The organism is Streptomyces sp. NPDC101151 (assembly GCF_044768335.1).
Taxonomy (GTDB): Bacteria; Actinomycetota; Actinomycetes; order Streptomycetales; family Streptomycetaceae; genus Streptomyces.
On record NZ_JBIWPP010000006.1, the window covers coordinates 26,137 to 49,002 of the forward strand.

General features: G+C 70.2%; 18 protein-coding genes. 16 read left to right on the forward strand and 2 right to left on the reverse strand.

The genetic code is table 11. The annotated features are described in order from the left end of the window. Positions 1-64: 64 nt before the first annotated feature. Complete coding sequence (locus ACIRU3_RS13355) at positions 65-676, reverse strand: beta-class carbonic anhydrase (RefSeq protein WP_404055565.1); 612 nt, start codon at positions 674-676, stop codon at positions 65-67. Between the two features lie 357 nt (positions 677-1,033). Between ACIRU3_RS13355 and rsmH the strand changes: the two genes are divergently transcribed. From rsmH to ACIRU3_RS13435, 16 genes are all read left to right on the forward strand, one after another. After that, positions 1,034-1,990: a 16S rRNA (cytosine(1402)-N(4))-methyltransferase RsmH gene (gene rsmH / locus ACIRU3_RS13360; RefSeq protein ID WP_404055567.1), complete on the forward strand. Its 957-nt coding sequence runs from the start codon at positions 1,034-1,036 to the stop codon at positions 1,988-1,990. A gap of 63 nt (positions 1,991-2,053) precedes the next feature. After that, positions 2,054-2,635, forward strand: coding sequence for a septum formation initiator family protein (locus ACIRU3_RS13365; RefSeq protein WP_404055569.1), 582 nt, complete (start codon positions 2,054-2,056; stop codon positions 2,633-2,635). A 5-nt stretch (positions 2,636-2,640) separates the two neighbouring features. Beyond that, positions 2,641-4,605: a peptidoglycan D,D-transpeptidase FtsI family protein gene (locus ACIRU3_RS13370; protein ID WP_404055571.1), complete on the forward strand. Its 1,965-nt coding sequence runs from the start codon at positions 2,641-2,643 to the stop codon at positions 4,603-4,605. Between the two features lie 221 nt (positions 4,606-4,826). Continuing rightward, positions 4,827-6,404, forward strand: a complete 1,578-nt coding sequence (locus tag ACIRU3_RS13375; protein ID WP_404055573.1) for a UDP-N-acetylmuramoyl-L-alanyl-D-glutamate--2,6-diaminopimelate ligase — start codon at positions 4,827-4,829, stop codon at positions 6,402-6,404. 4 nt (positions 6,405-6,408) lie between these two features. Then, entirely contained in the window at positions 6,409-7,824 is a 1,416-nt protein-coding gene (murF, locus tag ACIRU3_RS13380; RefSeq protein ID WP_404055575.1) for a UDP-N-acetylmuramoyl-tripeptide--D-alanyl-D-alanine ligase, read from the forward strand. Continuing rightward, the gene (gene mraY / locus ACIRU3_RS13385) at positions 7,824-8,894 is read left to right on the forward strand and encodes a phospho-N-acetylmuramoyl-pentapeptide-transferase (protein WP_404056223.1); all 1,071 of its coding nucleotides are present in this window, start codon (positions 7,824-7,826) and stop codon (positions 8,892-8,894) included. Before murF ends, mraY begins: the two co-directional genes overlap by 1 nt. Beyond that, positions 8,891-10,369, forward strand: a complete 1,479-nt coding sequence (gene murD / locus ACIRU3_RS13390) for a UDP-N-acetylmuramoyl-L-alanine--D-glutamate ligase (RefSeq protein ID WP_404055577.1) — start codon at positions 8,891-8,893, stop codon at positions 10,367-10,369. Before mraY ends, murD begins: the two co-directional genes overlap by 4 nt. Positions 10,370-10,446: 77 nt before the next feature. Beyond that, on the forward strand, positions 10,447-11,805 hold the full coding sequence (gene ftsW / locus ACIRU3_RS13395; protein WP_404055579.1) for a putative lipid II flippase FtsW: 1,359 nt from the start codon (positions 10,447-10,449) through the stop codon (positions 11,803-11,805). 6 nt (positions 11,806-11,811) lie between these two features. Then, positions 11,812-12,900, forward strand: a complete 1,089-nt coding sequence (gene murG, locus ACIRU3_RS13400; RefSeq protein ID WP_404055581.1) for an undecaprenyldiphospho-muramoylpentapeptide beta-N-acetylglucosaminyltransferase — start codon at positions 11,812-11,814, stop codon at positions 12,898-12,900. 26 nt (positions 12,901-12,926) lie between these two features. Continuing rightward, the gene (locus ACIRU3_RS13405; RefSeq protein ID WP_404055583.1) at positions 12,927-13,721 is read left to right on the forward strand and encodes a cell division protein FtsQ/DivIB; all 795 of its coding nucleotides are present in this window, start codon (positions 12,927-12,929) and stop codon (positions 13,719-13,721) included. A 278-nt stretch (positions 13,722-13,999) separates the two neighbouring features. Next, positions 14,000-15,214 carry a cell division protein FtsZ gene (ftsZ, locus tag ACIRU3_RS13410; protein ID WP_404055585.1) on the forward strand — a complete coding sequence of 405 codons (1,215 nt, stop codon included), beginning with the start codon at positions 14,000-14,002 and terminating at the stop codon, positions 15,212-15,214. Continuing rightward, positions 15,211-15,939 (forward strand): peptidoglycan editing factor PgeF, encoded by a 729-nt coding sequence (gene pgeF / locus ACIRU3_RS13415; protein WP_404055587.1) that lies wholly within the window; start codon positions 15,211-15,213, stop codon positions 15,937-15,939. Before ftsZ ends, pgeF begins: the two co-directional genes overlap by 4 nt. A gap of 4 nt (positions 15,940-15,943) precedes the next feature. Further along, positions 15,944-16,663 carry a YggS family pyridoxal phosphate-dependent enzyme gene (locus ACIRU3_RS13420; protein WP_404055588.1) on the forward strand — a complete coding sequence of 240 codons (720 nt, stop codon included), beginning with the start codon at positions 15,944-15,946 and terminating at the stop codon, positions 16,661-16,663. A gap of 128 nt (positions 16,664-16,791) precedes the next feature. Further along, positions 16,792-17,433 carry a cell division protein SepF gene (locus ACIRU3_RS13425; RefSeq protein WP_404055590.1) on the forward strand — a complete coding sequence of 214 codons (642 nt, stop codon included), beginning with the start codon at positions 16,792-16,794 and terminating at the stop codon, positions 17,431-17,433. Between the two features lie 50 nt (positions 17,434-17,483). Continuing rightward, on the forward strand, positions 17,484-17,771 hold the full coding sequence (locus ACIRU3_RS13430; protein WP_404055592.1) for a YggT family protein: 288 nt from the start codon (positions 17,484-17,486) through the stop codon (positions 17,769-17,771). Between the two features lie 55 nt (positions 17,772-17,826). Further along, positions 17,827-18,990 (forward strand): DivIVA domain-containing protein, encoded by a 1,164-nt coding sequence (locus tag ACIRU3_RS13435; RefSeq protein WP_404055594.1) that lies wholly within the window; start codon positions 17,827-17,829, stop codon positions 18,988-18,990. Between the two features lie 244 nt (positions 18,991-19,234). Here the strand turns inward: ACIRU3_RS13435 and ileS are convergent, their stop codons facing one another. Beyond that, positions 19,235-22,378 carry an isoleucine--tRNA ligase gene (gene ileS / locus ACIRU3_RS13440; protein WP_404055596.1) on the reverse strand — a complete coding sequence of 1,048 codons (3,144 nt, stop codon included), beginning with the start codon at positions 22,376-22,378 and terminating at the stop codon, positions 19,235-19,237. Positions 22,379-22,866 lie beyond the last annotated feature (488 nt).

Sequence of the window (22,866 nt, forward strand, 5' to 3'; positions counted from 1 at the left end):
GTGCGGCCGAATGTTTTCGCAGGGCGCGGAGTTCGCGGCGGGCCGGCGACCCGGCCGGACCGGTTCAGGCCGGGTCGACCTCGCGCAGCAGACCCGTGCGCACGTCGAAGACGAAGCCGCGCACATCGTCCGTGTGCAGCAGGAACGGCGAGGTGCGTACCCGCTGCATGGACTGGCGCACGTCCTGGTCGACGTCCCGGAAGGACTCCACCGCCCAGGCCGGGCGCTGGCCGACCTCCATCTCCAGCTCGGTGCGGAAGTCCTCGGTGAGGGACTCCAGGCCGCAGCCGGTGTGGTGGATCAGGACGATGCTGCGGGTGCCGAGCTTGCGCTGGCTGATGGTCAGGGAGCGGATCACGTCGTCGGTGACCACACCGCCCGCGTTGCGGATGGTGTGGCAGTCACCGAGCTGCAGGCCGAGTGCGGCGTGCAGGTCGAGCCGGGCGTCCATGCAGGCCACCACGGCCACGTGCAGGACCGGGCGGGCGTCCATGCCGGGATCGGTGAAGGCCGAGGCGTAGTGCTCGTTCGCCTCCACCAGGCGATCCGTCACGGTGCCGCCGCTGGTTATGGCGCCTTCGGATCCAGTGGGAACTGCTGCGGAAGTCGTCATAGCCATGACGTTACTGGTCACGTCCGGTCCCGGCCCGCTGTGAGAGGGGACAAAGAACGTCATCGTGGCTTGTTGTGAGCTAACCCACACGGAGGGCGAACAGGGGTCGGACGGGTGAATTCGTTCGAATTGCGGCCCGCGCCGCGATGCGGTACGCGACGCGCAGGCCGGTTGATTGACCGCGAGACACGGTCGACTAAAGTGACGCGAAGTCGGGAGGCGCGGCTCTCCCTGCTGGTGAAACCCCCGGAGACCCCGGTACACCCCCGGACCGTCTCCCCACGTGCGCGGCGCGTACGTACGGCTCGGCCTCCTCCCGCTCCCGGTCGGCTGACGCTTTCGGCGCCGGCAGGCCTCCCCTTCACAGAGCGGGCGGGGACCCGGCGGTGCGTACGGCCCCGCCGGAACTGAGAGGCCCCCTTGAGCCAGAGTCGACACGTCCCGGTGATGCTCCAGCGGTGCCTGGATCTGCTGGCACCCGCCCTGGAGCGGCCGGGAGCGGTGGTGGTCGACTGCACCCTCGGCCTCGGCGGCCACAGCGAGGCGCTGCTGACGCGGTTCCCCGAGGCGCGGCTCGTCGCCCTCGACCGGGACAAGGAGGCGCTGCGCCTGTCCGGCGAGCGGCTCGCGCCCTTCGGCGAGCGCGCCACCCTGGTGCACGCCGTCTACGACGAACTGCCCGACGTGTTGCAGCGGCTCACCCTTCCGCGCGTCCAAGGCGTCCTGTTCGACCTCGGCGTCTCCTCCATGCAGCTGGACGAGGCCGACCGCGGCTTCGCCTACGCTCAGGACGCCCCCCTCGACATGCGCATGGACCAGACGACCGGCATCAGTGCCGCCGACGTCCTCAACACCTATCCGCCGGGCGAGCTGGTGCGGATCCTGCGCGCGTACGGCGAGGAGAAGCAGGCCAAGCGGATCGTCTCCGCGATCGTCCGCGAGCGCGAGAAGGAGCCGTTCAGCAACAGCGCGCGGCTGGTGGAGCTGATCCGGGACGCGTTGCCGCAAGCCGCCAAGCGCACGGGAGGCAACCCGGCCAAGCGCACGTTCCAGGCGCTGCGCATCGAGGTCAACGGCGAGCTGTCCGTCCTGGAGAGGGCCGTTCCGGCCGCGGTGAAGGCACTCGGTGTCGGCGGACGCATCGCCGTGCTGTCGTACCACTCGCTCGAGGACCGGCTGGTGAAGCAGGTGTTCGCGGCCGGCGCCGCGTCCACCGCGCCCCCCGGGCTGCCGGTCGTGCCCGAGCGCTATCAGCCGCGGCTCAAGCTGCTCACGCGCGGTGCCGAACTTCCCACCGAGGAAGAGGTCGCCGAGAACCGCAGGGCCGCCCCGGCCCGGCTGCGGGGTGCCGAGCGCATCAGGGAGGACGCCGAGTGAGCGAATCGGGTCGGTTGGGTCTCCGGACTCACCCGTCGGCGTGCCGGAGTCACTGGAGGCCCAGTGAGTAGGAAACCCGAACTGAGGGGGAGGGCCGCCCGGCTCGTCCGGCTCTTCCCGGCCGGCCGCGCCCGCGCGGCCCGCGCCCCGTTCGTCCTGCTCGTCGTCCTGCTGCTCGGTGGCGGCCTCATCGGGCTGCTGGTCCTGAACTCCGCGCTCAGCGAGGGCTCGTTCAAACTCGACGACCTGCAGAAGCGGACGAAGGGCCTCACCGACGAGGAACAGGCCCTCCAGCGGGACATCGACGCCTACTCGTCCCCCGACGCCCTGCAGCGCCGCGCCCGCGAACTCGGCATGGTCCCCGGCGGCGACCCGGCCTTCCTCGGCTCCGACGGCGGCATCAAGGGCGTGCCGAACGTCGCGAGCCCCGAGCCTGCCTCCCTGACCGCCCCGGTCGCCCCGGAGACCGTCGCCCCGGCCGCCGGCCCTTCCGCGACCCCCTCGGTCGCGTCGGCCCAGCCCTCCGCCGCACCCACCCAGCCCCCCGCCACCCCCTCGGCTCCGGTCCCGGTGACCACCCCGGACGCGGCGGTGGCTCCGCTCTCCACCCTCCCGCCCGACCCCACCCCGACCCCCGGCAGGTGACGGAAGTGTCCGACAGGGAACCGCCGCGCCGCCGCGTGCCCGCCCCCGCGAAGCCTCCCCGGCCGCGGGGCGCCGTCCGGCGGCAGCCCGGGCCCGGTGCCCGTCCGGTCCGCAGGCCGAGCGGGGCCCGGCCCATGCCCCCGCCGCCGCTCAGGCTCGGCAGCCCCCGGCCCCGGCTGCGCATGGTCGGCCTCGCGCTCACCCTGGTGCTGCTCGCCTTCGTCGTCCGGCTGCTCCAGGTCCAGGCCGTCGACGCCAGCGCGTACGCCGCAAAGGCGCAGCAGAACCGGTACGTCGTGCACACCCTGGCCGCCGAGCGCGGCGGGATCACCGACCGCAACGGCGTGGCGCTCGCCATCAGCGAGGACGCGTACGACATCACGGCCGACCCGACGATGTTCACCTACAAGCAGCTGAAGATCGGAGACGGGCCCGAGCAGGCCGCCGCCCTGCTCGCGCCGATCCTCGGCGAGGACCAGGCCGCGATCGCCAAGAAGCTCAGGCCCGAGAACAAGCAGTCGCGCTACACCCGGCTCGCCACCCGCCAGACCCCGCAGGTCTGGAAGCAGATCAAGGACCTGAAGAGCGCCCTCTCCAAGAAGGCCGACACCGACAACAACACGGCCAACGTGCTCGCCGGCGTCTTCGCCGACCCCAGCAGCCAGCGCGTGTACCCCAACGGCGATCTCGCCGCCGGGATACTGGGCTGGGTCAACGCCGGGGGCCAGGGCGGCGGCGGTATCGAGCAGGAGCTGGACAAGCAGCTGGCCGGAGAGGACGGCAAGATCCGCTACGCCCAGTCCGGCGGCCGCGAGGTGCCCACGGCGGGGTCGACGGAGACGCCCGCGGTACCCGGCAGCGACGTCGAACTCACCATCGACCGCGACATCCAGTGGGCCGCCCAGAACGCCATCAGCGAGCAGGTGAAGAAGTCCAGGGCGGACCGCGGCTACGTCATCGTCCAGGACACCCGCACCGGCCAGATCCTGGCCATGGCCAACTCGCCCGGCTTCGACCCGAACGACCTGTCCAAGGCCGACGGGGAGGCCATGGGCAACGCGGCCGTCCAGGACGCCTACGAGCCGGGCTCCACCGCCAAGGTGATGTCGATGGCGGCGGTGCTGGAGGAGAACGCGGCCACCCCGCTCACCCATGTCGTCGTACCGAACCGGCTGCACCGCGGCGACCGGCTCTTCCAGGACGACGTCGACCACTCCACCTGGTATCTCACCCTCAACGGCGTGCTCGCCAAGTCCAGCAACATCGGCACCATCCTCGCCACCGGCCAGCTCGGCAGGAACCAGTCGCAGGCCAACAAGGTCCTCTACTCGTACCTGCACAAGTTCGGCATCGGCAGCTCCACGGGGCTCGGCTTCCCCGGCGAGACCAGGGGCATCCTCGCGCCCGCCGCCAAGTGGTCGACATCGCAGCAGTACACGATTCCTTTCGGCCAGGGTTTCTCCCTCAGCGCCATGCAGGCCGCCTCCGTGTACTCGACGATCGCCAACGGCGGTGTCCGCGTCGAACCGACCCTGGTGCGCGGCACCGAGGGCGCCGACGGGCGCTTCACTCCCGCCCCGCAGCCGAAGAAGACCCGCGTGGTCAGTGAGAAGACCGCCAAGACCGTCGCCCAGATGCTGGAGTCCGTCGTGGACGACGAGCAGGGCACCGGCATCAAGGCACGCATCCCCGGCTACCGGGTCGCCGGCAAGACCGGTACCGCCAACCGGGTGGATCCGGCCACCGGCCGCTATCACGGTTACACCTCGTCGTTCGCCGGGTTCGCCCCCGCGGACAACCCGCGGATCACCGTCTACTGCGCCATCCAGAACGCCACGTCCGGCAGCTACTTCGGCGGCCAGATCTGCGGCCCCATCTACAAGCAGGTGATGGAGTTCGCCCTGAAGACCCTCCAGGTCCCGCCGACCGGGGCGAGGCCCGCGAACCTGCCCGTCGACTACAAGCCCTGATCAGCAGCCCCGAAAGACCCAGGAACGAACTCGTGACAACGATCACCCCGAACCCCGGGAACCAGGGCACCCCAAGCCCCTCTCCCGCCCGTCTCCCACCACCACCCCCGCAGGACCGCGCTGCGCGCGAGCCCCTTTTTAGCCCCGGAGCGGGTGCGCCCGGTACGCTCACCGCCGTGCCACACGCTGATCAGTCCCAAACCACCCAGAAGGGCGCTTCCGTGACATATCCGGGACCGCCGCGACCGGTTCAGGTCTCCGCCACACCCCTCGCGGAACTGGCCGATCAGCTGGGTGCCGCCGCTCCGACCGCCGCCGCCGAGGTCACGGGGATCACCCACGACTCGCGCGCCGTCCGCCCCGGTGACCTGTACGCCGCCCTCCCGGGCGCCCGTCTGCACGGCGCCGACTTCGTCACCCAGGCCGCCGGCCTCGGCGCGGTCGCCGTGCTGACCGACCCGACGGGCGCCGAGCGAGCCGCCGCGACCGGGCTGCCGGTCCTGGTCGTCGACGACCCGCGCGCGCGGATGGGCGAACTGGCGGCGACGATCTACGACCACCCCGGCCGTGACCTGCTCCAGATCGGCATCACCGGCACCTCGGGCAAGACCACCACCGCCTACCTGGTCGAGGGCGGCCTGAAGGCCGCCCGCAGCACGAGCGAGGGGAGCCGACGCGAAGCGTCGTCGGCCGAGGGCGGTGGCGCGCGTCGGGTGGGCCTCATCGGCACCGTGGAGATGCGCATCGGCGAGGAGCGCATCAAGTCCGAGCGCACCACCCCCGAAGCCACCGACCTGCAGGCCCTGTTCGCCGTCATGCGCGAACGCGGCGTCGAGGCGGTCGCCATGGAGGTCTCCAGCCACGCCCTGGTCCTCGGCCGGGTCGACGCCTGCGTCTTCGACATCGCCGTGTTCACCAACCTCAGCCCGGAACACATGGAGTTCCACTCCGACATGGAGGACTACTTCCGGGCCAAGGCGCAGCTCTTCACCCCGAAACGCAGCAGACTCGGCGTGATCAACGCCGACGACGAGTACGGCCGCAGGCTCGCCCGGGAGGCGACCGTCCCGGTCGTCACCTTCTCCGCCGAGGGCCACCCCGACGCCGACTGGCGCGCCGAGGACGTCCAGGTCGGCCCCCTGGACTCGACGTTCACCGCCATCGGCCCCAAGGGCGAGCGGATCCAGGCCAAGTCGCCGCTGGCGGGCCCCTTCAACGTGGCGAACGCCCTCGCCGCCGTCGTCGCCCTCGCCGCGGCCGGTCTCGACCCGCAGGCGGCCGCCGACGGCATCGCCGCCGTACCGGGCGTCCCCGGCCGCCTGGAGCGCGTGGACGCCGGGCAGCCCTACCTCGCGGTCGTCGACTACGCCCACAAGACCGACGCCGTCGAGTCGGTGCTCAAGGCCCTGCGCAAGGTCACCAAGGGCCGCCTGCACGTCGTCCTCGGCTGCGGCGGCGACCGCGACCAGACCAAGCGCGCCCCGATGGGCGCCGCCGCGGCCCGGCTCTCCGACACGGCCGTACTGACCTCCGACAACCCCCGCTCCGAGGACCCCCTCGCGATCCTCGCGACCATGCTCCAGGGTGCGGCCTCCGTGCCGGCGCACGAGCGCGGCGAGGTGCTGCTCTTCGAGGACCGGGCCGCCGCGATCGCCGCCGCCGTCGGCCGTGCCGCGCCCGGCGACACCGTGCTGGTCGCGGGCAAGGGCCACGAGCAGGGCCAGGACATCGCCGGCGTGGTCCGTCCCTTCGACGACCGCCAGGTGCTTCGCGAAGCTATCCAGAAGACCCAGGGATGAACTTGTGATCGCCCTCTCCCTCGCCGAGATCGCAGCAGTCGTCGGCGGGCAGACACACGACATACCGGATCCGTCCGTCCAGGTCACGGGCCCGGTGGTCCGCGACTCCCGAGAGGTGGTGCCGGGCAGCCTCTTCGCCGCCTTCGTCGGCGAGCGCGTCGACGGCCACGACTACGCCGAGGCGGTCGTGGCGGCCGGCGCGGTCGCCGTCCTGGCCTCCCGGCCGGTCGGCGTGCCCGCGATCGTCGTCGAGGACGTCCAGGGGGCCCTCGGCGCCCTCGCCCGCCATGTCGTACGACGGCTCGGCGCGACCCTGGTCGCGCTCACCGGCTCCGCCGGCAAGACCAGCACCAAGGACCTCGTCGCCCAGGTGCTCCGGCGCAAGGCGCCGACCGTGTTCACGCCCGGTTCGCTCAACAATGAGATCGGGCTGCCGCTGACCGCCCTGTCCGCCACCGAGGAGACCGGATTCCTCGTGCTGGAGATGGGTGCCCGCGGCATCGGCCACATCCGTTACCTCACCGACCTCACCCCGCCGAAGATCGGCCTGGTGCTGAACGTCGGCACCGCCCACATCGGTGAGTTCGGCGGCCGAGAGCAGATCGCGCAGGCCAAGGGCGAGCTGGTGGAGGCGCTTCCTCCGGCGGAGGAGGGCGGGGCCGCCGTCCTCAACGCCGACGACCCGTTGGTCCGTGCCATGGCCTCCCGTACCAAGGCGAAGGTGGTCCTTTTCGGAGAGTCGGCCGAAGCGGACGTACGCGCCGAGAACGTGCGACTCACGGACAGCGGACAGCCCGCCTTCAGGCTTCACACACCCTCCGGTGCATGCGATGTGACCATGCGCCTGTACGGTGAGCACCACGTGTCGAACGCGCTCGCCGCGGCCGCCGTCGCCCATGAGCTGGGCATGTCCGCGGAAGAGATCGCCCTGGCGCTCTCCGAGGCGGGCTCCCTCTCCCGCTGGCGCATGGAGGTCACTGAGCGCCCGGACGGCGTGACCATCGTCAACGACGCCTACAACGCCAACCCCGAGTCCATGCGGGCCGCCCTCAGGGCACTCGCGGCCATGGGCAAGGGGCGCCGTACGTGGGCGGTGCTCGGCAAGATGGCCGAGCTGGGGGACGAGGCGCTCGCCGAGCACGACGCCGTCGGACGGCTCGCCGTCCGGCTCAACGTCAGCAAGCTCGTCGCGGTCGGGGGGATTGAGGCCTCCTGGCTGCAACTGGGCGCATATAACGAGGGTTCGTGGGGTGAGGAGTCGGTGCACGTGTCCGACGCACAGGCGGCGGTCGACCTGTTGCGCAGCGAGTTGCGCCCAGGGGACGTCGTGCTCGTGAAGGCGTCCCGTTCGGTGGGGCTCGAGAGCGTCGCCCAGGCGCTCGTCGAGACCGGTGCCGAGGGTGAGGTTGCCGCCCGATGATGAAGCAGATCCTGTTCTCAGGAGTCATCGGCCTCTTCCTGACCCTGATCGGGACCCCGCTGCTGATCAAGCTGCTGGCCCGCAAGGGCTACGGCCAGTACATCCGTGACGACGGCCCGCGCGAGCACGCCAGCAAGCGCGGTACGCCCACCATGGGCGGTATCGCCTTCATCCTGGCGACGATCGCCGCGTACTTCCTGAGCAAGCTCATCACCGGCTACGCCCCGACCTACTCCGGGCTGCTGGTCCTCGGCCTGATGTTCGGCATGGGTCTGGTCGGCTTCCTCGACGACTACATCAAGATCGTCAAGCGGCGTTCGCTGGGCCTTCGGGCCAAGGCCAAGATGGCCGGCCAGCTGATCGTCGGTATCGGCTTCGCGGTGCTCTCGCTGCAGTTCGCCGATGCCCGGGGCAACACCCCGGCCTCCACCAAGCTGTCCTTCATCACGGACTTCGGCTGGTCGATCGGCCCGGTGCTGTTCGTCGTCTGGGCGCTGTTCATGATCCTCGCCATGTCCAACGGCGTGAACCTCACCGACGGTCTCGACGGCCTGGCCACCGGGGCCTCCGTCCTGGTCTTCGGCGCCTACACCTTCATCGGCGTCTGGCAGTTCCAGGAGTCGTGCGCCAACGCGGGCACCCTGACCAACCCGGCCGCCTGCTACGAGGTGCGCGACCCGCTCGACCTCGCGGTGATCGCCTCCGCCCTGATGGGCGCCTGCCTGGGCTTCCTGTGGTGGAACACCTCGCCGGCGAAGATCTTCATGGGCGACACCGGTTCGCTCGCCCTCGGCGGTGTCCTCACGGGCCTGGCCATCCTCTCCCGCACGGAGCTGCTGGTGGCCATCATGGGCGGTCTGTTCGTCCTCATCACCATGTCGGTCGTCATCCAGGTCGGCTCCTTCCGGCTCACCGGCAAGCGCGTCTTCCGGATGGCACCACTCCAGCACCACTTCGAACTCAAGGGCTGGTCCGAAGTCCTGGTGGTGGTCCGCTTCTGGATCATCCAGGGAATCTGTGTGATTGTCGGACTAGGCCTCTTCTATGCGGGATGGGCAGCTGACAAGTGACCTCCTCGGTGCCTTCTGAGCCTTCTGACTTCCAGGGCAAGCACGTCACCGTCGCCGGGCTCGGCGTCTCCGGCGTACCGGCGGCGAAAGTGCTGCACGCGCGCGGGGCGATCGTCACGGTCGTCAACGACGGCGACGACGCACGCGCGCGGGAGCAGGCCGCGGAGCTGGAGGCTTGGGCGGGGGCGGCGCGTAGCGCCTCGGATAGGGCTGGTGGCGGGCGACGGGCGGGCATCACCGTGCGCCTCGGCGACGGGGCGACCCTGCCGGAAGGCACCGAGCTGATCGTCACCGCGCCCGGCTGGAAGCCGGACAAGCCGCTGTTCCTGGCGGCCGCCGAGGCGGGCGTGCCCGTCTGGGGCGACGTGGAGCTTGCCTGGCGCCTGCGGGGCCCCGACGCGGCCCCCTGGCTGGCCGTCACCGGCACCAACGGCAAGACCACGACCGTCCAGATGCTGGCATCGATCCTGAAGGCAGCGGGCCTGCGGACGGCCGCCGTCGGCAACATCGGCGTCTCCCTGCTGGACGCGGTCCTGGGCGAGAAGACGTACGACGTCCTCGCAGTGGAGCTGTCCAGCTACCAGCTGCACTGGGCGCCCTCCCTGCGCGCCCACTCCGCGACCGTGCTGAACCTGGCGCCCGACCACCTCGACTGGCACGGCTCCATGGAGGCGTACGCCGCCGACAAGGGCCGTATCTACGAGGGCAACCAGGTCGCCTGCGTCTACAACATGGCCGACAAGCTCACCGAGGACCTGGTGCGCGAGGCCGACGTCGAAGAGGGCTGCCGGGCCGTCGGCTTCACCCTCGGCACCCCGGGCCCCTCCCAACTCGGTGTCGTGGACGGCATCCTGGTCGACCGTGCCTTCGTGGAGAACCGGCACAAGAGCGCGCAGGAGCTGGCCGAGGTCTCCGACGTCAACCCGCCGGCCCCGCACAACATCGCCAACGCCCTCGCCGCCGCGGCCCTCGCGCGCGCCTTCGGGGTGCCCGCCACGGCCGTACGCGACGGCCTCAGGGACTTCAGGCCCGATGCCCACCGCATCGCGCACGTCGCCGATGTCGACGGGGTGGCGTACGTGGACGACTCCAAGGCGACCAACACCCATGCCGCGGAAGCCTCATTGGCGGCATATGAACCGATCGTATGGATTGCGGGTGGTCTGGCGAAGGGGGCGAGCTTCGACGAGCTGGTCGCCAAGTCGGCAAAGCGACTTCGTGGTGCCGTCCTGATCGGCGCCGATCGTGCCCTGATCCGCGACGCCCTCGCGCGACACGCACCGGAAGTACCCGTCGTCGACCTCGAACGGACCGACACTGGGGCGATGCTCCAGGCGGTGACGGAGGCGAAGCGGCTCGCGCAGCGCGGCGACACGGTGCTGCTGGCTCCGGCCTGCGCCTCCATGGACATGTTCACCAACTACAACCAGCGCGGTGACGCGTTCGCGGAGGCGGTCCGCGAACTCGGCGCCTGACCCCGGCCGCCTGCCGGGCGGATCTTGGGAGGGACGCGTGGGACGCGTGGGACGGTCGACGTTCAGTGGAGGCGTTGATGCCCGGTAGCCGTACCGGCCGCCCGCCCGTGCAGCGGGCGTCCCGGCGTCCCGTCTCCCGGCCGCCGCGCGAGAACCCGGTACTGCGGTTCTATCTGCGCGCGCAGAAGGCCTGGGACCGCCCGCTGACCGCCTACTACCTGATCCTCGGCGGCAGCCTGCTGATCACCGTGCTGGGCCTGGTGATGGTCTACTCGGCCTCCCAGATCACCGCGTTGCAGCTGTCGCTGCCGGGGTCGTACTTCTTCCGCAAGCAGGCCCTCGCCGCACTCATCGGCAGCGCACTGCTGTTGGTCGCCTCCCGCATGCCGGTGAAGCTGCACCGGGCGCTGGCCTACCCGATCCTCGCCGGCGCCGTCTTCCTGATGGCCCTGGTGCAGGTGCCCGGGATAGGAGTGTCGATCAACGGCAACCAGAACTGGATCTCCCTCGGCGGCTCCTTCCAGATCCAGCCCAGCGAGTTCGGCAAGCTCGCCCTGGTGCTGTGGGGCGCGGACCTGCTGGCCCGCAAGCAGGAGAAGAAGCTGCTGACCCAGTGGAAGCACATGCTGGTGCCGCTGGTGCCGGTCTCCTTCCTGCTGCTGGGGCTGATCATGCTCGGCGGCGACATGGGCACCGCGATCATCCTGACGGCGATCCTGTTCGGCCTGCTGTGGCTCGCGGGGGCACCGACCCGGCTGTTCGCCGGTGTGCTCTCGATCGCCGGTCTGATCGGTGTGGTCCTCATCAAGACCAGCCCCAACCGGATGGCCCGGCTCGCCTGCATCGGCGCCACCGAGCCCAAGTCCGGCGTCGCCGACTGCTGGCAGGCCGTGCACGGCATCTATGCCCTGGCCTCCGGCGGAATCTTCGGTTCCGGGCTCGGCGCGAGTGTGGAAAAATGGGGCCAACTCCCGGAAGCGCACACCGACTTCATCTTCGCAGTGACCGGTGAGGAACTGGGTCTGGCGGGGACGCTGTCGGTGCTCGCCCTGTTCGCGGCTCTAGGCTATGCGGGTATCCGCGTGGCAGGACGCACGGAGGACCCCTTCGTCAGGTATGCCGCGGGAGGCGTGACCACCTGGATCACCGCCCAGGCGGTGATCAACATCGGTGCGGTGCTCGGCCTGCTGCCGATCGCCGGCGTCCCCCTCCCGCTGTTCTCCTACGGAGGGTCCGCCCTGCTGCCGACCATGTTCGCCATCGGGCTGCTGATCGCCTTCGCACGCGACGAGCCCGCTGCACGGGCGGCGCTTGCGATGCGGCAACCTCGCTTTGGTAAAAAGCGGGCGGGAGGCCCCGGTGCCGAGCGGGGGCCTCGGAGATGGAACACGATGAGACGGCGCGCCTCAGTGGCGCGCTCGTCCGGAGAGCGGTGAATTTCGGTGCATGTCGTACTCGCTGGTGGGGGGACCGCCGGCCACATCGAGCCCGCGCTCGCCCTCGCGGACGCCCTGCGCAGGCAGGACCCGACCGTGGGGATCACGGCCCTGGGCACGGAGCGGGGTCTGGAGACCCGGCTCGTTCCCGAGCGCGGCTACGAGCTGGCGCTGATCCCCGCGGTGCCGCTGCCTCGCAGGCCCACGCCCGAGCTGATCACTGTCCCGGGCCGGCTGCGCGGCACGATCAAGGCCGCCGAGCAGATCCTGGAGCGCACCAAGGCGGACGCCGTGGTCGGCTTCGGCGGCTATGTCGCCCTGCCCGGCTATCTGGCCGCCAAGCGCCTCGGCGTGCCCATCGTGATCCACGAGGCCAACGCACGGCCCGGCCTGGCCAACAAGATCGGCTCGCGGTACGCGGCCCGGGTCGCCGTCTCCACCCCGGACAGCAAGCTGCGTGACGCCCGCTACATCGGCATCCCGCTGCGCCGCTCCATCGCCACCCTGGACCGCGCCGCCGCCCGCCCCGAGGCCCGCGCCCGCTTCGGCCTCGACCCGAACCTGCCCACCCTGCTCGTCTCCGGCGGCTCCCAGGGCGCCCGCCGCCTCAACGAGGTGGTCCAGCAGGTCGCTCCGTGGCTCCAGCAGGCCGGAATCCAGATCCTGCACGCGGTCGGCCCGAAGAACGAACTGCCGCAGGTGCATCAGATGCCGGGAATGCCGCCGTACATCCCGGTAAGTTACCTGGACCGGATGGACCTCGCGTACGCCGCGGCCGACTTGATGCTCTGCCGCGCGGGCGCGATGACCGTCGCCGAACTCTCCGCCGTCGGGCTCCCGGCCGCCTACGTCCCGCTGCCCATCGGCAACGGCGAACAGCGACTGAACGCCCAGCCGGTGGTCAAGGCCGGCGGCGGACTTCTCGTCGACGACGCGGAGCTGACCCCCGAGTGGGTGCAGCAGAACGTCCTGCCCGTGCTCGCCGACCCGCACCGGCTGTACGAGATGTCCCGCGCCGCCGGTGAGTTCGGCCGCCGCGACGCCGACGAGCTGCTCGTCGGCATGGTGTACGAGGCGATTGCCTCACGCCGTTAGGACCATATGACGAAAGGGTAGTGAGCGTGGCCGGACCGACCACCGCCGATCGCGGTGAACGCCAGCAGGAGTCGTCCGGCCCGCCGCCCGCGCGGCGCTCCAGGAAAGCCCGCCTTCGTGTGATCGTCATTCTGGCTGTCACCCTGATGCTCCTCGGGGGCGGTTCCGTCTGGGCGTTGTACGGCTCCGAGTGGTTGCGCGTGAAGAGGGTCTCGGTCTCCGGCACGCAGGTGCTGACCCCGGCCGACGTCCTGGAGGCCGCCTCCGTGCCGATCGGGGAGCCGTTGATTTCCGTCGACACGGGGATCATTGAGGCCCGGCTTCGCCGGAAATTGCCCCGAATTGACACCGTTGATGTCGTCCGTTCCTGGCCCGATGGAATCGGTCTGAAAGTGACCGAACGCACCCCGGTGCTACTTGTCCGAAAAGCGGGGAATTTCGTTGAAGTTGACGACGAAGGTGTCCGTTTCGCTACGGTTTCGCAGGCGCCGAAAGGCGTTCCGGCGCTGGAATTGACGGCTTCCCGGTCGGGGTCGGGTGCGGCGAGCTTCCGGCGGTTCGGCACCGACCGGCTGGTGCGCGAGGCGGTCCAGGTCGCCGGTGAGCTGCCGGCCGCGGTCGCGCGGGACACCCGGACCGTCCAAGTCCGCTCCTTCGACGACATCTCGCTGGAGTTGGGCGGCGGCCGCACGGTGGCATGGGGAAGCAGCGAGAGCGGCCGCGTCAAGGCGCGGGCCCTCGCAGCTCTCATGAAAGCAGCTCCCGGTGCGCGGCACTTCGACGTCAGTGTCCCCACCGCCCCTGCGTCATCGGGGAGTTGACGCACATCAGCGCAGGCCAGCACCCTGGTTGGGCACTGCTACGGCTGATCACATAGGGTGAAAAGAAAAACGGGAGGTTCGGCGTGTTCGTTGAACGGGCGCCACTTGTCGACTTAGTGTCCTGTTCAGAAGACTCCAGGGAACAGACACACTGGTAACCCTAAACTTCAGGGTTAGGGTTCGGGTCGGCGTTCGGACCGTCCCATTCGGCATCTGTCGTCCCGGCGCGGGGAACCGTCCGGCGGCGACAACGTAATTCGAGGCGAGAGGCCTTCGACGTGGCAGCACCGCAGAACTACCTCGCAGTCATCAAGGTCATCGGTGTCGGCGGCGGTGGTGTCAATGCCATCAACCGGATGATCGAGGTCGGTCTCAAGGGTGTCGAGTTCATCGCCATCAACACCGACGCACAGGCGCTGTTGATGAGCGACGCCGACGTCAAGCTCGACGTCGGCCGTGAACTCACCCGCGGACTCGGAGCCGGAGCCAACCCGGCCGTCGGCCGCAAGGCCGCCGAGGACCACCGCGAGGAGATCGAGGAGGTCCTCAAGGGGGCCGACATGGTCTTCGTGACGGCCGGTGAAGGCGGCGGCACCGGCACCGGCGGCGCACCCGTCGTGGCCAACATCGCCCGCTCGCTGGGCGCCCTCACCATCGGCGTGGTCACGCGCCCGTTCACCTTCGAGGGACGGCGCCGCGCGAACCAGGCCGAGGACGGCATCGCGGAGCTGCGCGAAGAGGTCGACACCCTCATCGTCATCCCGAACGACCGGCTGCTGTCCATCTCGGACCGCCAGGTCTCGGTCCTGGACGCCTTCAAGTCCGCGGACCAGGTCCTGCTCTCCGGTGTTCAGGGCATCACCGACCTCATCACCACCCCCGGTCTGATCAACCTCGACTTCGCCGACGTCAAGTCGGTCATGTCCGAGGCCGGTTCGGCCCTGATGGGCATCGGCTCGGCCCGCGGCGACGACCGCGCGGTGGCCGCCGCCGAGATGGCGATCTCCTCGCCCCTGCTGGAAGCGTCCATCGACGGCGCCCGGGGCGTTCTGCTCTCCATCTCCGGCGGCTCCGACCTCGGTCTGTTCGAGATCAACGAGGCGGCCCAGCTGGTCAGCGAGGCCGCACACCCCGAGGCCAACATCATCTTCGGCGCGGTCATCGACGACGCCCTCGGCGACGAGGTCCGGGTCACCGTGATCGCGGCCGGCTTCGACGGCGGCCAGCCGCCGGCTCGCCGGGACAACGTCCTCGGCTCGGCGTCCGCCTCGTCCCAGCCCTCTCCCTCGCCCCGCCGCGACGAGCCCGCTCCGGTACGGCAGCCGGAGAGCCGCCCGTCCTTCGGCTCGCTCGGCAGCGTGACTCCGAAGGAGGAGCCGGAGCCGACGCCCGAGCCGGTCGCCGATGTCCCGGCCGCCCCGCCGGTCCCGTCGTCGCGGACCTACTCGGACAGTGCGGCCGAGGAACTGGACGTCCCGGACTTCCTGAAGTGATACGTCAGCGCGAGAGCGTGAGCGGCGCGCACTTCGCCTTCACCGACCGGTGGGGCGGGGTGAGCGCCGCTCCGTATGAGGAGCTCAACCTCGGCGGCGCGGTCGGGGACGATTCCGGGTCGGTTCGGGCGAACCGGGAACTGGCGGCGAAGTCGCTCGGGCTGGACGCCGGCCGGGTCGTCTGGATGAACCAGGTGCACGGCGCCGATGCGGCCGTCGTGGACGCCCCTTGGGGTGAGCGTCCCGTACCGGAGGTCGACGCGATCGTCACCGCCCGCCGGGGACTCGCCCTCGCCGTCCTCACCGCCGACTGCGTACCGGTCCTGCTGGCCGATCCGGTCGCCGGGGTGGTGGCCGCGGCCCACGCCGGGCGGCCCGGCATGGTCGGGGGAGTCGTCCCCGCCGCCGTACGGGCCATGGCCGAACTGGGCGCCGAACCGGGCCGGATCGTCGCCAGAACCGGACCGGCCGTCTGCGGCCGGTGCTACGAGGTGCCCGAGCGAATGCGCGCCGAAGTGGCCGCCGTCGAGCCGGCGGCGCACGCCGAGACGAGCTGGGGCACGCCCGCGGTCGACGTGAGCGCCGGAGTGCACGCGCAGCTCGACCGGCTCGGGGTGCGCGACCGGGCGCAGTCGCCGGTGTGCACGCTGGAGTCGGACGACCACTTCTCGTACCGCCGCGATCGCACCACCGGGCGGCTCGCGAGCTATGTCTGGCTGGACTGAGGGCATGACGGACCGTAAGACCGAACTCGCCGCAAATCTGGCGAAAGTGGAACAGCGTATCGCCGCCGCGTGTGCGGCGGCCGGACGCAAGCGGGAGGAGGTGACCCTGATCGTGGTCACCAAGACCTACCCGGCGAGCGATGTGCGGATCCTGTCGGAACTCGGTGTCCGTCACGTCGCCGAGAACCGCGACCAGGACGCGGAGCCGAAGGCCGCGGCCTGCGCGGATCTGCCCCTGAAATGGCACTTTGTCGGTCAGTTGCAGACCAACAAAGTCCGTTCTGTGGTGGGTTACGCGGATGTCGTGCAGTCCGTGGACCGTGCGCGACTGGTCACCGCGCTGTCCAAGGAGGCCGTGCGGGCGGAGCGCGAGGTGGGGTGTCTCCTCCAGGTCGCGCTCGACGCCGGTGCGAGCGAGCGGGGCGAGCGCGGTGGCGTAGCGCCCGGCGGAATCGAAGAGTTGGCCGACCTCGTGGCCGATGCTCCGGGACTGCGGCTCGACGGGCTGATGACCGTCGCTCCGCTCAGCGGCGAGTATGCGGGGCGCGAACAGGCGGCATTCGAGCGGCTCATGGATTTGTCGACTGACCTGCGCCGGGCCCATCCGGCTGCAACCATGGTGTCGGCAGGGATGAGTGCGGATCTCGAACAGGCCGTGGCCGCCGGGGCGACACATGTGCGCGTCGGCACTGCGGTACTCGGAGTCCGCCCTAGGCTCGGGTAACGTCGCCAAGAAGTCGGACCACAGCAGAAAATATGGTCAATGCCCGTCAAGGCGGGCGCAACGACCTCGTGGATCGCGGGCACTTGGCAGTCGTCAGTTGATCCACCACAGAGCGGAGGACTCAGAGCATGGCCGGCGCGATGCGCAAGATGGCGGTCTACCTCGGCCTCGTGGAGGACGATGGGTACGACGGCCGCGGATTCGACCCCGATGACGACTTCGAGCCCGAATTGGACCCGGAGCCGGAGCGGGACCACCGACGGCACGAATCGTCACACCAGTCGCACAACGCACATCAGTCCCAAAGGGACGAAGAGGTGCGAATCGTGCAGCCGCCCGCGTCACGCGAACCGGTGGCCCGTTCGACTTCGCTCGCGGCGGAATCCGGACGTCCGGCGAGGATCGCGCCCGTGGCATCCATCACACAAGAACGTCAGTCCCTGGAGAAGAACGCGCCGGTGATCATGCCCAAGGTTGTGTCGGAACGAGAGCCTTACCGGATCACTACGCTTCACCCGCGGACCTACAACGAGGCCCGTACCATCGGGGAACACTTCCGTGAGGGCACCCCGGTGATCATGAATCTGACTGAGATGGATGACACAGACGCGAAGCGACTTGTCGACTTTGCGGCTGGTTTGGTGTTTGGTCTTCACGGCAGCATCGAGCGGGTGACGCAGAAGGTGTTCCTGTTGTCTCCTGCTAACGTCGATGTCACGGCGGAGGACAAGGCCCGCATCGCAGAGGGCGGGTTCTTCAACCAGAGCTGAGAAGTACCACCGGAAAGAAGCACGGAACAGGGGAGAGGGAAGTCCAGGCCATGAGCGTGTTCGCGCAGGTGATCTACATCGCGCTGATGGTGTTCCTCGTCGTGCTGATCTTCCGGCTGGTCATGGACTATGTCTTTCAGTTCGCCCGCTCGTGGCAACCCGGCAAGGCGATGGTGGTCGTCCTGGAGGCCACCTACACTGTCACCGATCCACCGTTGAAGCTTCTGCGGCGGTTCATTCCGCCGCTGCGTCTCGGGGGCGTGGCGCTCGACCTGTCCTTCTTCGTACTGATGATCATCGTCTACATTCTCATCTCCGTTGCGCAGAGCTTCGTGTGATGCGGGTGGACGATACGGTCTTGCCGACTGCCGATGACTACGTTGAGGTGAAGAGATGCCGTTGACCCCCGAGGACGTGCGGAACAAGCAGTTCACGACCGTCCGCCTCCGAGAAGGCTATGACGAGGACGAGGTCGATGCCTTCCTCGACGAGGTCGAAGCCGAACTGACCCGTCTGCTCCGCGAGAACGAGGATCTGCGGGCCAAGCTGGCCGCGGCCACGCGCGCTGCTGCCCAGAATCAGCAGAACATGCGCAAGCCTCCGGAACAGGACCAGCAGCCTGGCATGCCTCAGCAGGGGATGCGAGGTCCCGGTGCACCGGTGCCCGCCGGCATATCGGGCCCGCCGCAGCAGCAGATGGGTGGCCCCATGGGTGGCCCCCCGCAGCTGCCGAGCGGCGCCCCGCAGCTGCCCGCCGGCCCCAGCGGTCAGGGCGGTCCGCAGGGTCCCGGCCAGATGGGTCAGGGTCCGATGGGTCAGGGTCCGATGGGGCAGGGCCCGATGGGTCAGGGTCCGATGGGGCAGGGCCCCATGGGCGGTCAGCCGCCCATGCCGCAGCAGATGGGCGGCCCCATGGGTGGCCCGATGGGCGGCCCCGGCATGCCCGGTCAGGGCCCTGGCGGCGACAGCGCCGCCCGAGTCCTCTCGCTGGCCCAGCAGACCGCCGACCAGGCGATCGCCGAGGCCCGCTCCGAGGCCAACAAGATCGTCGGCGAGGCCCGCAGCCGCGCCGAGGGTCTGGAGCGTGACGCCCGTGCCAAGGCGGACGCGCTGGAGCGGGACGCGCAGGAGAAGCACCGCGTCGCCATGGGCTCCCTGGAGTCCGCGCGCGCCACGCTGGAGCGCAAGGTCGAGGACCTGCGCGGCTTCGAGCGCGAGTACCGCACGCGTCTGAAGTCGTACCTGGAGTCGCAGCTGCGCCAGCTGGAGACGCAGGCGGACGATTCCCTCGCCCCGCCGCGTACCCCGGCCACCGCGTCCCTGCCGCCGTCCCCGGCGCCCTCCATGGCTCCGGCCGGCGCGAGTGCCCCGTCCTACGGTGGCAACCAGACGATGGGCGGCTCGCCTGGGCCGTCCGCCCCGTCGTACGGCGGCCAGCAGCAGATGACCCCCGCGATGACCCAGCCCATGGCTCCGGTCCGTCCGCAGGGTCCGTCCCCGATGGGTCAGGCCCCCTCGCCGATGCGCGGGTTCCTGATCGACGAGGACGACAACTGACGGGCCGCGGACACTAGTACGACAACGGCGTCGGCAGCGTTCAGGGCGGGGCCCCGGATTTCGATCCGGGGCCCCGCCCTTTTTACGCGTGTTGCAGGGGGTGCCGGCGGAGCACCCGGAAGGCGCGGGGCCGAGCCGACAGGCGGCTCTGCCGCCGGGGCGCACGGCGACTGCGGCAACCCGCACCCATGAGAAGGGCCCGGCCCCCACGCGGGGAGACCGGGCCCTTGCCGTGGGCCGGCGCTTACGCCTTGCGCAGGCGGAAGATCAGCGACAGACCTTCGTCCGCGAACGGCTCGCCATAGGTCTCGTCCGCCTCCCCCTGGGCGAAGTCGGTCGCGAGGACCTCGTCGGCGATGAGTTCGGAGTGCTCGGACAGGGCCGCGATGACCGCCGGGTCCGTGGACGTCCAGCGCAGGGCGATCCGGTCGGCGACGTCCAGGCCGCTGTTCTTGCGGGCCTCCTGGATCAGCCGGATCGCGTCACGCGCCAGGCCCGCCTGCCGCAGCTCCTCCGTGATCTCCAGGTCCAGCGCCACCGTGGCACCCGAGTCGGAGGCCACCGACCAGCCCTCGCGCGGGGTCTCGGTGATGATCACCTCGTCCGGGGCGAGGGTGACGGTCTCCCCGTCGACCTCCACCGACGCCGTGCCCTCGCGCAGGCCCAGTGACAGCGCGGCGGCGTCGGCCGCGGCGATGGCCTTGGCCACGTCCTGCACCCGCTTGCCGAACCGCTTGCCGAGGGCGCGGAAATTGGCCTTGGCGGTCGTGTCGACCAGCGAGCCGCCGACCTCGGAGAGGGACGCCAGGCCGGAGACGTTCAGCTCCTCGGTGATCTGGACATGCAGCTCGGGGTCCAGGGCCTCGAAACCGGTGGCGGCGATGAGGGCCCGGGACAGCGGCTGACGCGTCTTGACGCCCGACTCCGCGCGCGTGGCACGGCCCAGCTCCACCAGCCGGCGGACCAGGACCATCTGCTTCGACAGGTCCGGGTCGATCGCACCGAGGTCCGCCTCCGGCCAGGAGGCCAGGTGCACCGAGTCCGGGGCGCCCGGGGTCACCGGCACGACCAGGTCCTGCCACACCCGCTCGGTGATGAACGGGGTGATCGGGGCCATCAGCTTCGTGACCGTCTCGAGCACCTCGTGCAGCGTGCGCAGCGCGGCCTTGTCGCCCTGCCAGAAGCGGCGGCGCGAGCGGCGGACGTACCAGTTGGACAGGTCGTCGACGAACGCGGACAGCAGCTTGCCGGCGCGCTGGGTGTCGTAGGCCTCCAGCGCCTGGGTCACCTGGTCGGTGAGTGCGTGGAGCTCGGACAGCAGCCAGCGGTCGAGCAGCGGGCGGTCGGCCGGGGCCGGGTCCGCCGCGGACGGCGCCCAGTTCGACGTACGGGCGTACAGCGCCTGGAAGGCCACCGTGTTCCAGTACGTCAGCAGCGTCTTGCGGACGACCTCCTGGATGGTGCCGTGGCCGACCCGGCGGGCCGCCCACGGGGAACCGCCGGCCGCCATGAACCAGCGCACCGCATCCGCGCCGTGCTGATCCATGAGCGGGATCGGCTGCAGGATGTTGCCCAGGTGCTTGGACATCTTGCGGCCGTCCTCGGCGAGGATGTGGCCCAGGCAGACGACGTTCTCGTACGACGACTCGTCGAAGACCAGCGTGCCGATGGCCATCAGCGTGTAGAACCAGCCGCGGGTCTGGTCGATCGCCTCGGAGATGAACTGCGCCGGGTACCGGCTCTCGAACAGCTCCTTGTTCTTGTACGGGTAGCCCCACTGCGCGAACGGCATCGAGCCCGAGTCGTACCAGGCGTCGATGACCTCAGGCACGCGCGTGGCCGTCTTCCCGCAGCCGTCGTGACGGCAGGCGAAGGTGACCTCGTCGATGTACGGGCGGTGCGGGTCGAGGCCCGACCGGTCGGTGCCGGTCAGCTCGGACAGCTCCGCGCGCGAGCCTACGACGGTGAGGTGGTCCTCCTCACAGCGCCAGATCGGCAGCGGTGTGCCCCAGTAGCGGTTGCGGGACAGCGCCCAGTCGATGTTGTTGTTCAGCCAGTCGCCGTACCGGCCGTGCTTGACCGTGTCCGGGAACCAGTTGGTCTTCTCGTTCTCCTGGATCAGGCGGTCCTTGATCGCCGTGGTGCGGATGTACCAGGAGGGCTGCGCGTAGTAGAGCAGCGCGGTGTGGCAGCGCCAGCAGTGCGGATAGCTGTGCTCGTACGGGAGGTGCTTGAAGAGCCGGCCGCGCTGCTGGAGGTCCTCGGTGAGCTTTTCGTCCGCCTTCTTGAAGAAGACGCCACCGACCAGCGGGACGTCCTCCTCGAAGGTGCCGTCCGAGCGGACCGGGTTCACCACCGGCAGACCGTACGACCGGCAGACCCTGAGGTCGTCCTCACCGAAGGCGGGGGACTGGTGGACCAGACCCGTACCGTCCTCGGTCGTGACGTACTCGGCGTTCACCACGTAGTGGGCCGGCTCCGGGAACTCCACGAGCTCGAAGGGACGTTGATACGTCCAGCGCTCCATCTCGGCGCCCGTGAAGGTCTGGCCGGTGACCTCCCAGCCCTCGCCGAGCGCCTTGGCGACGAGCGGCTCGGCGACGACGAGCTTCTCCTCGCCGTCGGTCGCGACGACGTAGGTGACCTCGGGATGCGCGGCGACCGCCGTGTTGGACACCAGGGTCCACGGGGTCGTCGTCCACACCAGGAGCGCGGCTTCGCCGGCGAGCGGACCGGAGGTGAGCGGAAAACGGACGTACACGGACGGGTCCACGACCGTCTCGTAGCCCTGTGCCAGCTCATGGTCGGACAGACCGGTGCCGCAGCGGGGGCACCAGGGGGCGACGCGGTGGTCCTGGACCAGCAGACCCTTGGCGAAGATCTCCTTCAGCGACCACCAGACCGACTCCACGTACTCGGGGTCCATGGTCCGATAGGCGTCGTCCAGGTCGACCCAGTAGCCCATGCGGGTCGTCAGCTCGGCGAAGGCGTCGGTGTGCCGGGTCACCGACTCGCGGCACTTGGCGTTGAACTCGGCGATGCCGTACGCCTCGATGTCCTGCTTGCCGGAGAAGCCCAGCTCCTTCTCGACCGCCAGCTCCACCGGCAGGCCGTGGCAGTCCCAGCCGGCCTTCCGCGCCACGTGGTAGCCGCGCATGGTGCGGAAGCGGGGGAAGACGTCCTTGAAGACGCGCGCCTCGATGTGGTGGGCGCCGGGCATGCCGTTCGCGGTGGGCGGGCCCTCGTAGAACACCCACTCGGGGCGGCCCTCGGACTGCTCCAGGCTCTTGGCGAAGATCTTCTGGTCGCGCCAGAAGTCGAGCACGGCGTGCTCAAGCGCGGGCAGGTCGACCTGGGCGGGCACCTGGCGGTACGTCGGCGCTGTCATCTGCGAGCATCCTCCAACGGACTTGCTGCCTTCCGTCGGAGGGACGAGAGCCTTCTTTCCTGCTACGCCGTGTGCGGCGCGCTCCCGCGGTACCACCCTCCTTGGCCCTCCGCCGCGCCGTACACGCCGGTGAGCCCCCTCATTGGGGTCGCGAAGCCGGCTCTACTCGCCGCGACGGGTCCTCCACGGCTTTCTTCCGGCGGCTCCGGGGTGATCTTCACGTCGCGCTCGCCCCCGGGCTCACACCGTCCCCGGGTCGCTCTGGGCTGCGTACGTCGCTACTCGTCCCCATCCACGCTTCTCGCTGCGCCCAGTGTACGGCGCCGCGCGGACAGCGGCCGACCGCTTTTCGGGCCCGTGGGGGCACGCGGTCCAGGAAGGGTCCGGGTGACCCGAATGGGGAGGGGTGCGGCTGCCCGGATCCGGGCACGCCCGGCTCGGCGGATTACCCGGCGAGGAGCTGGGCACAACGGATGCAGGTCCGCTGA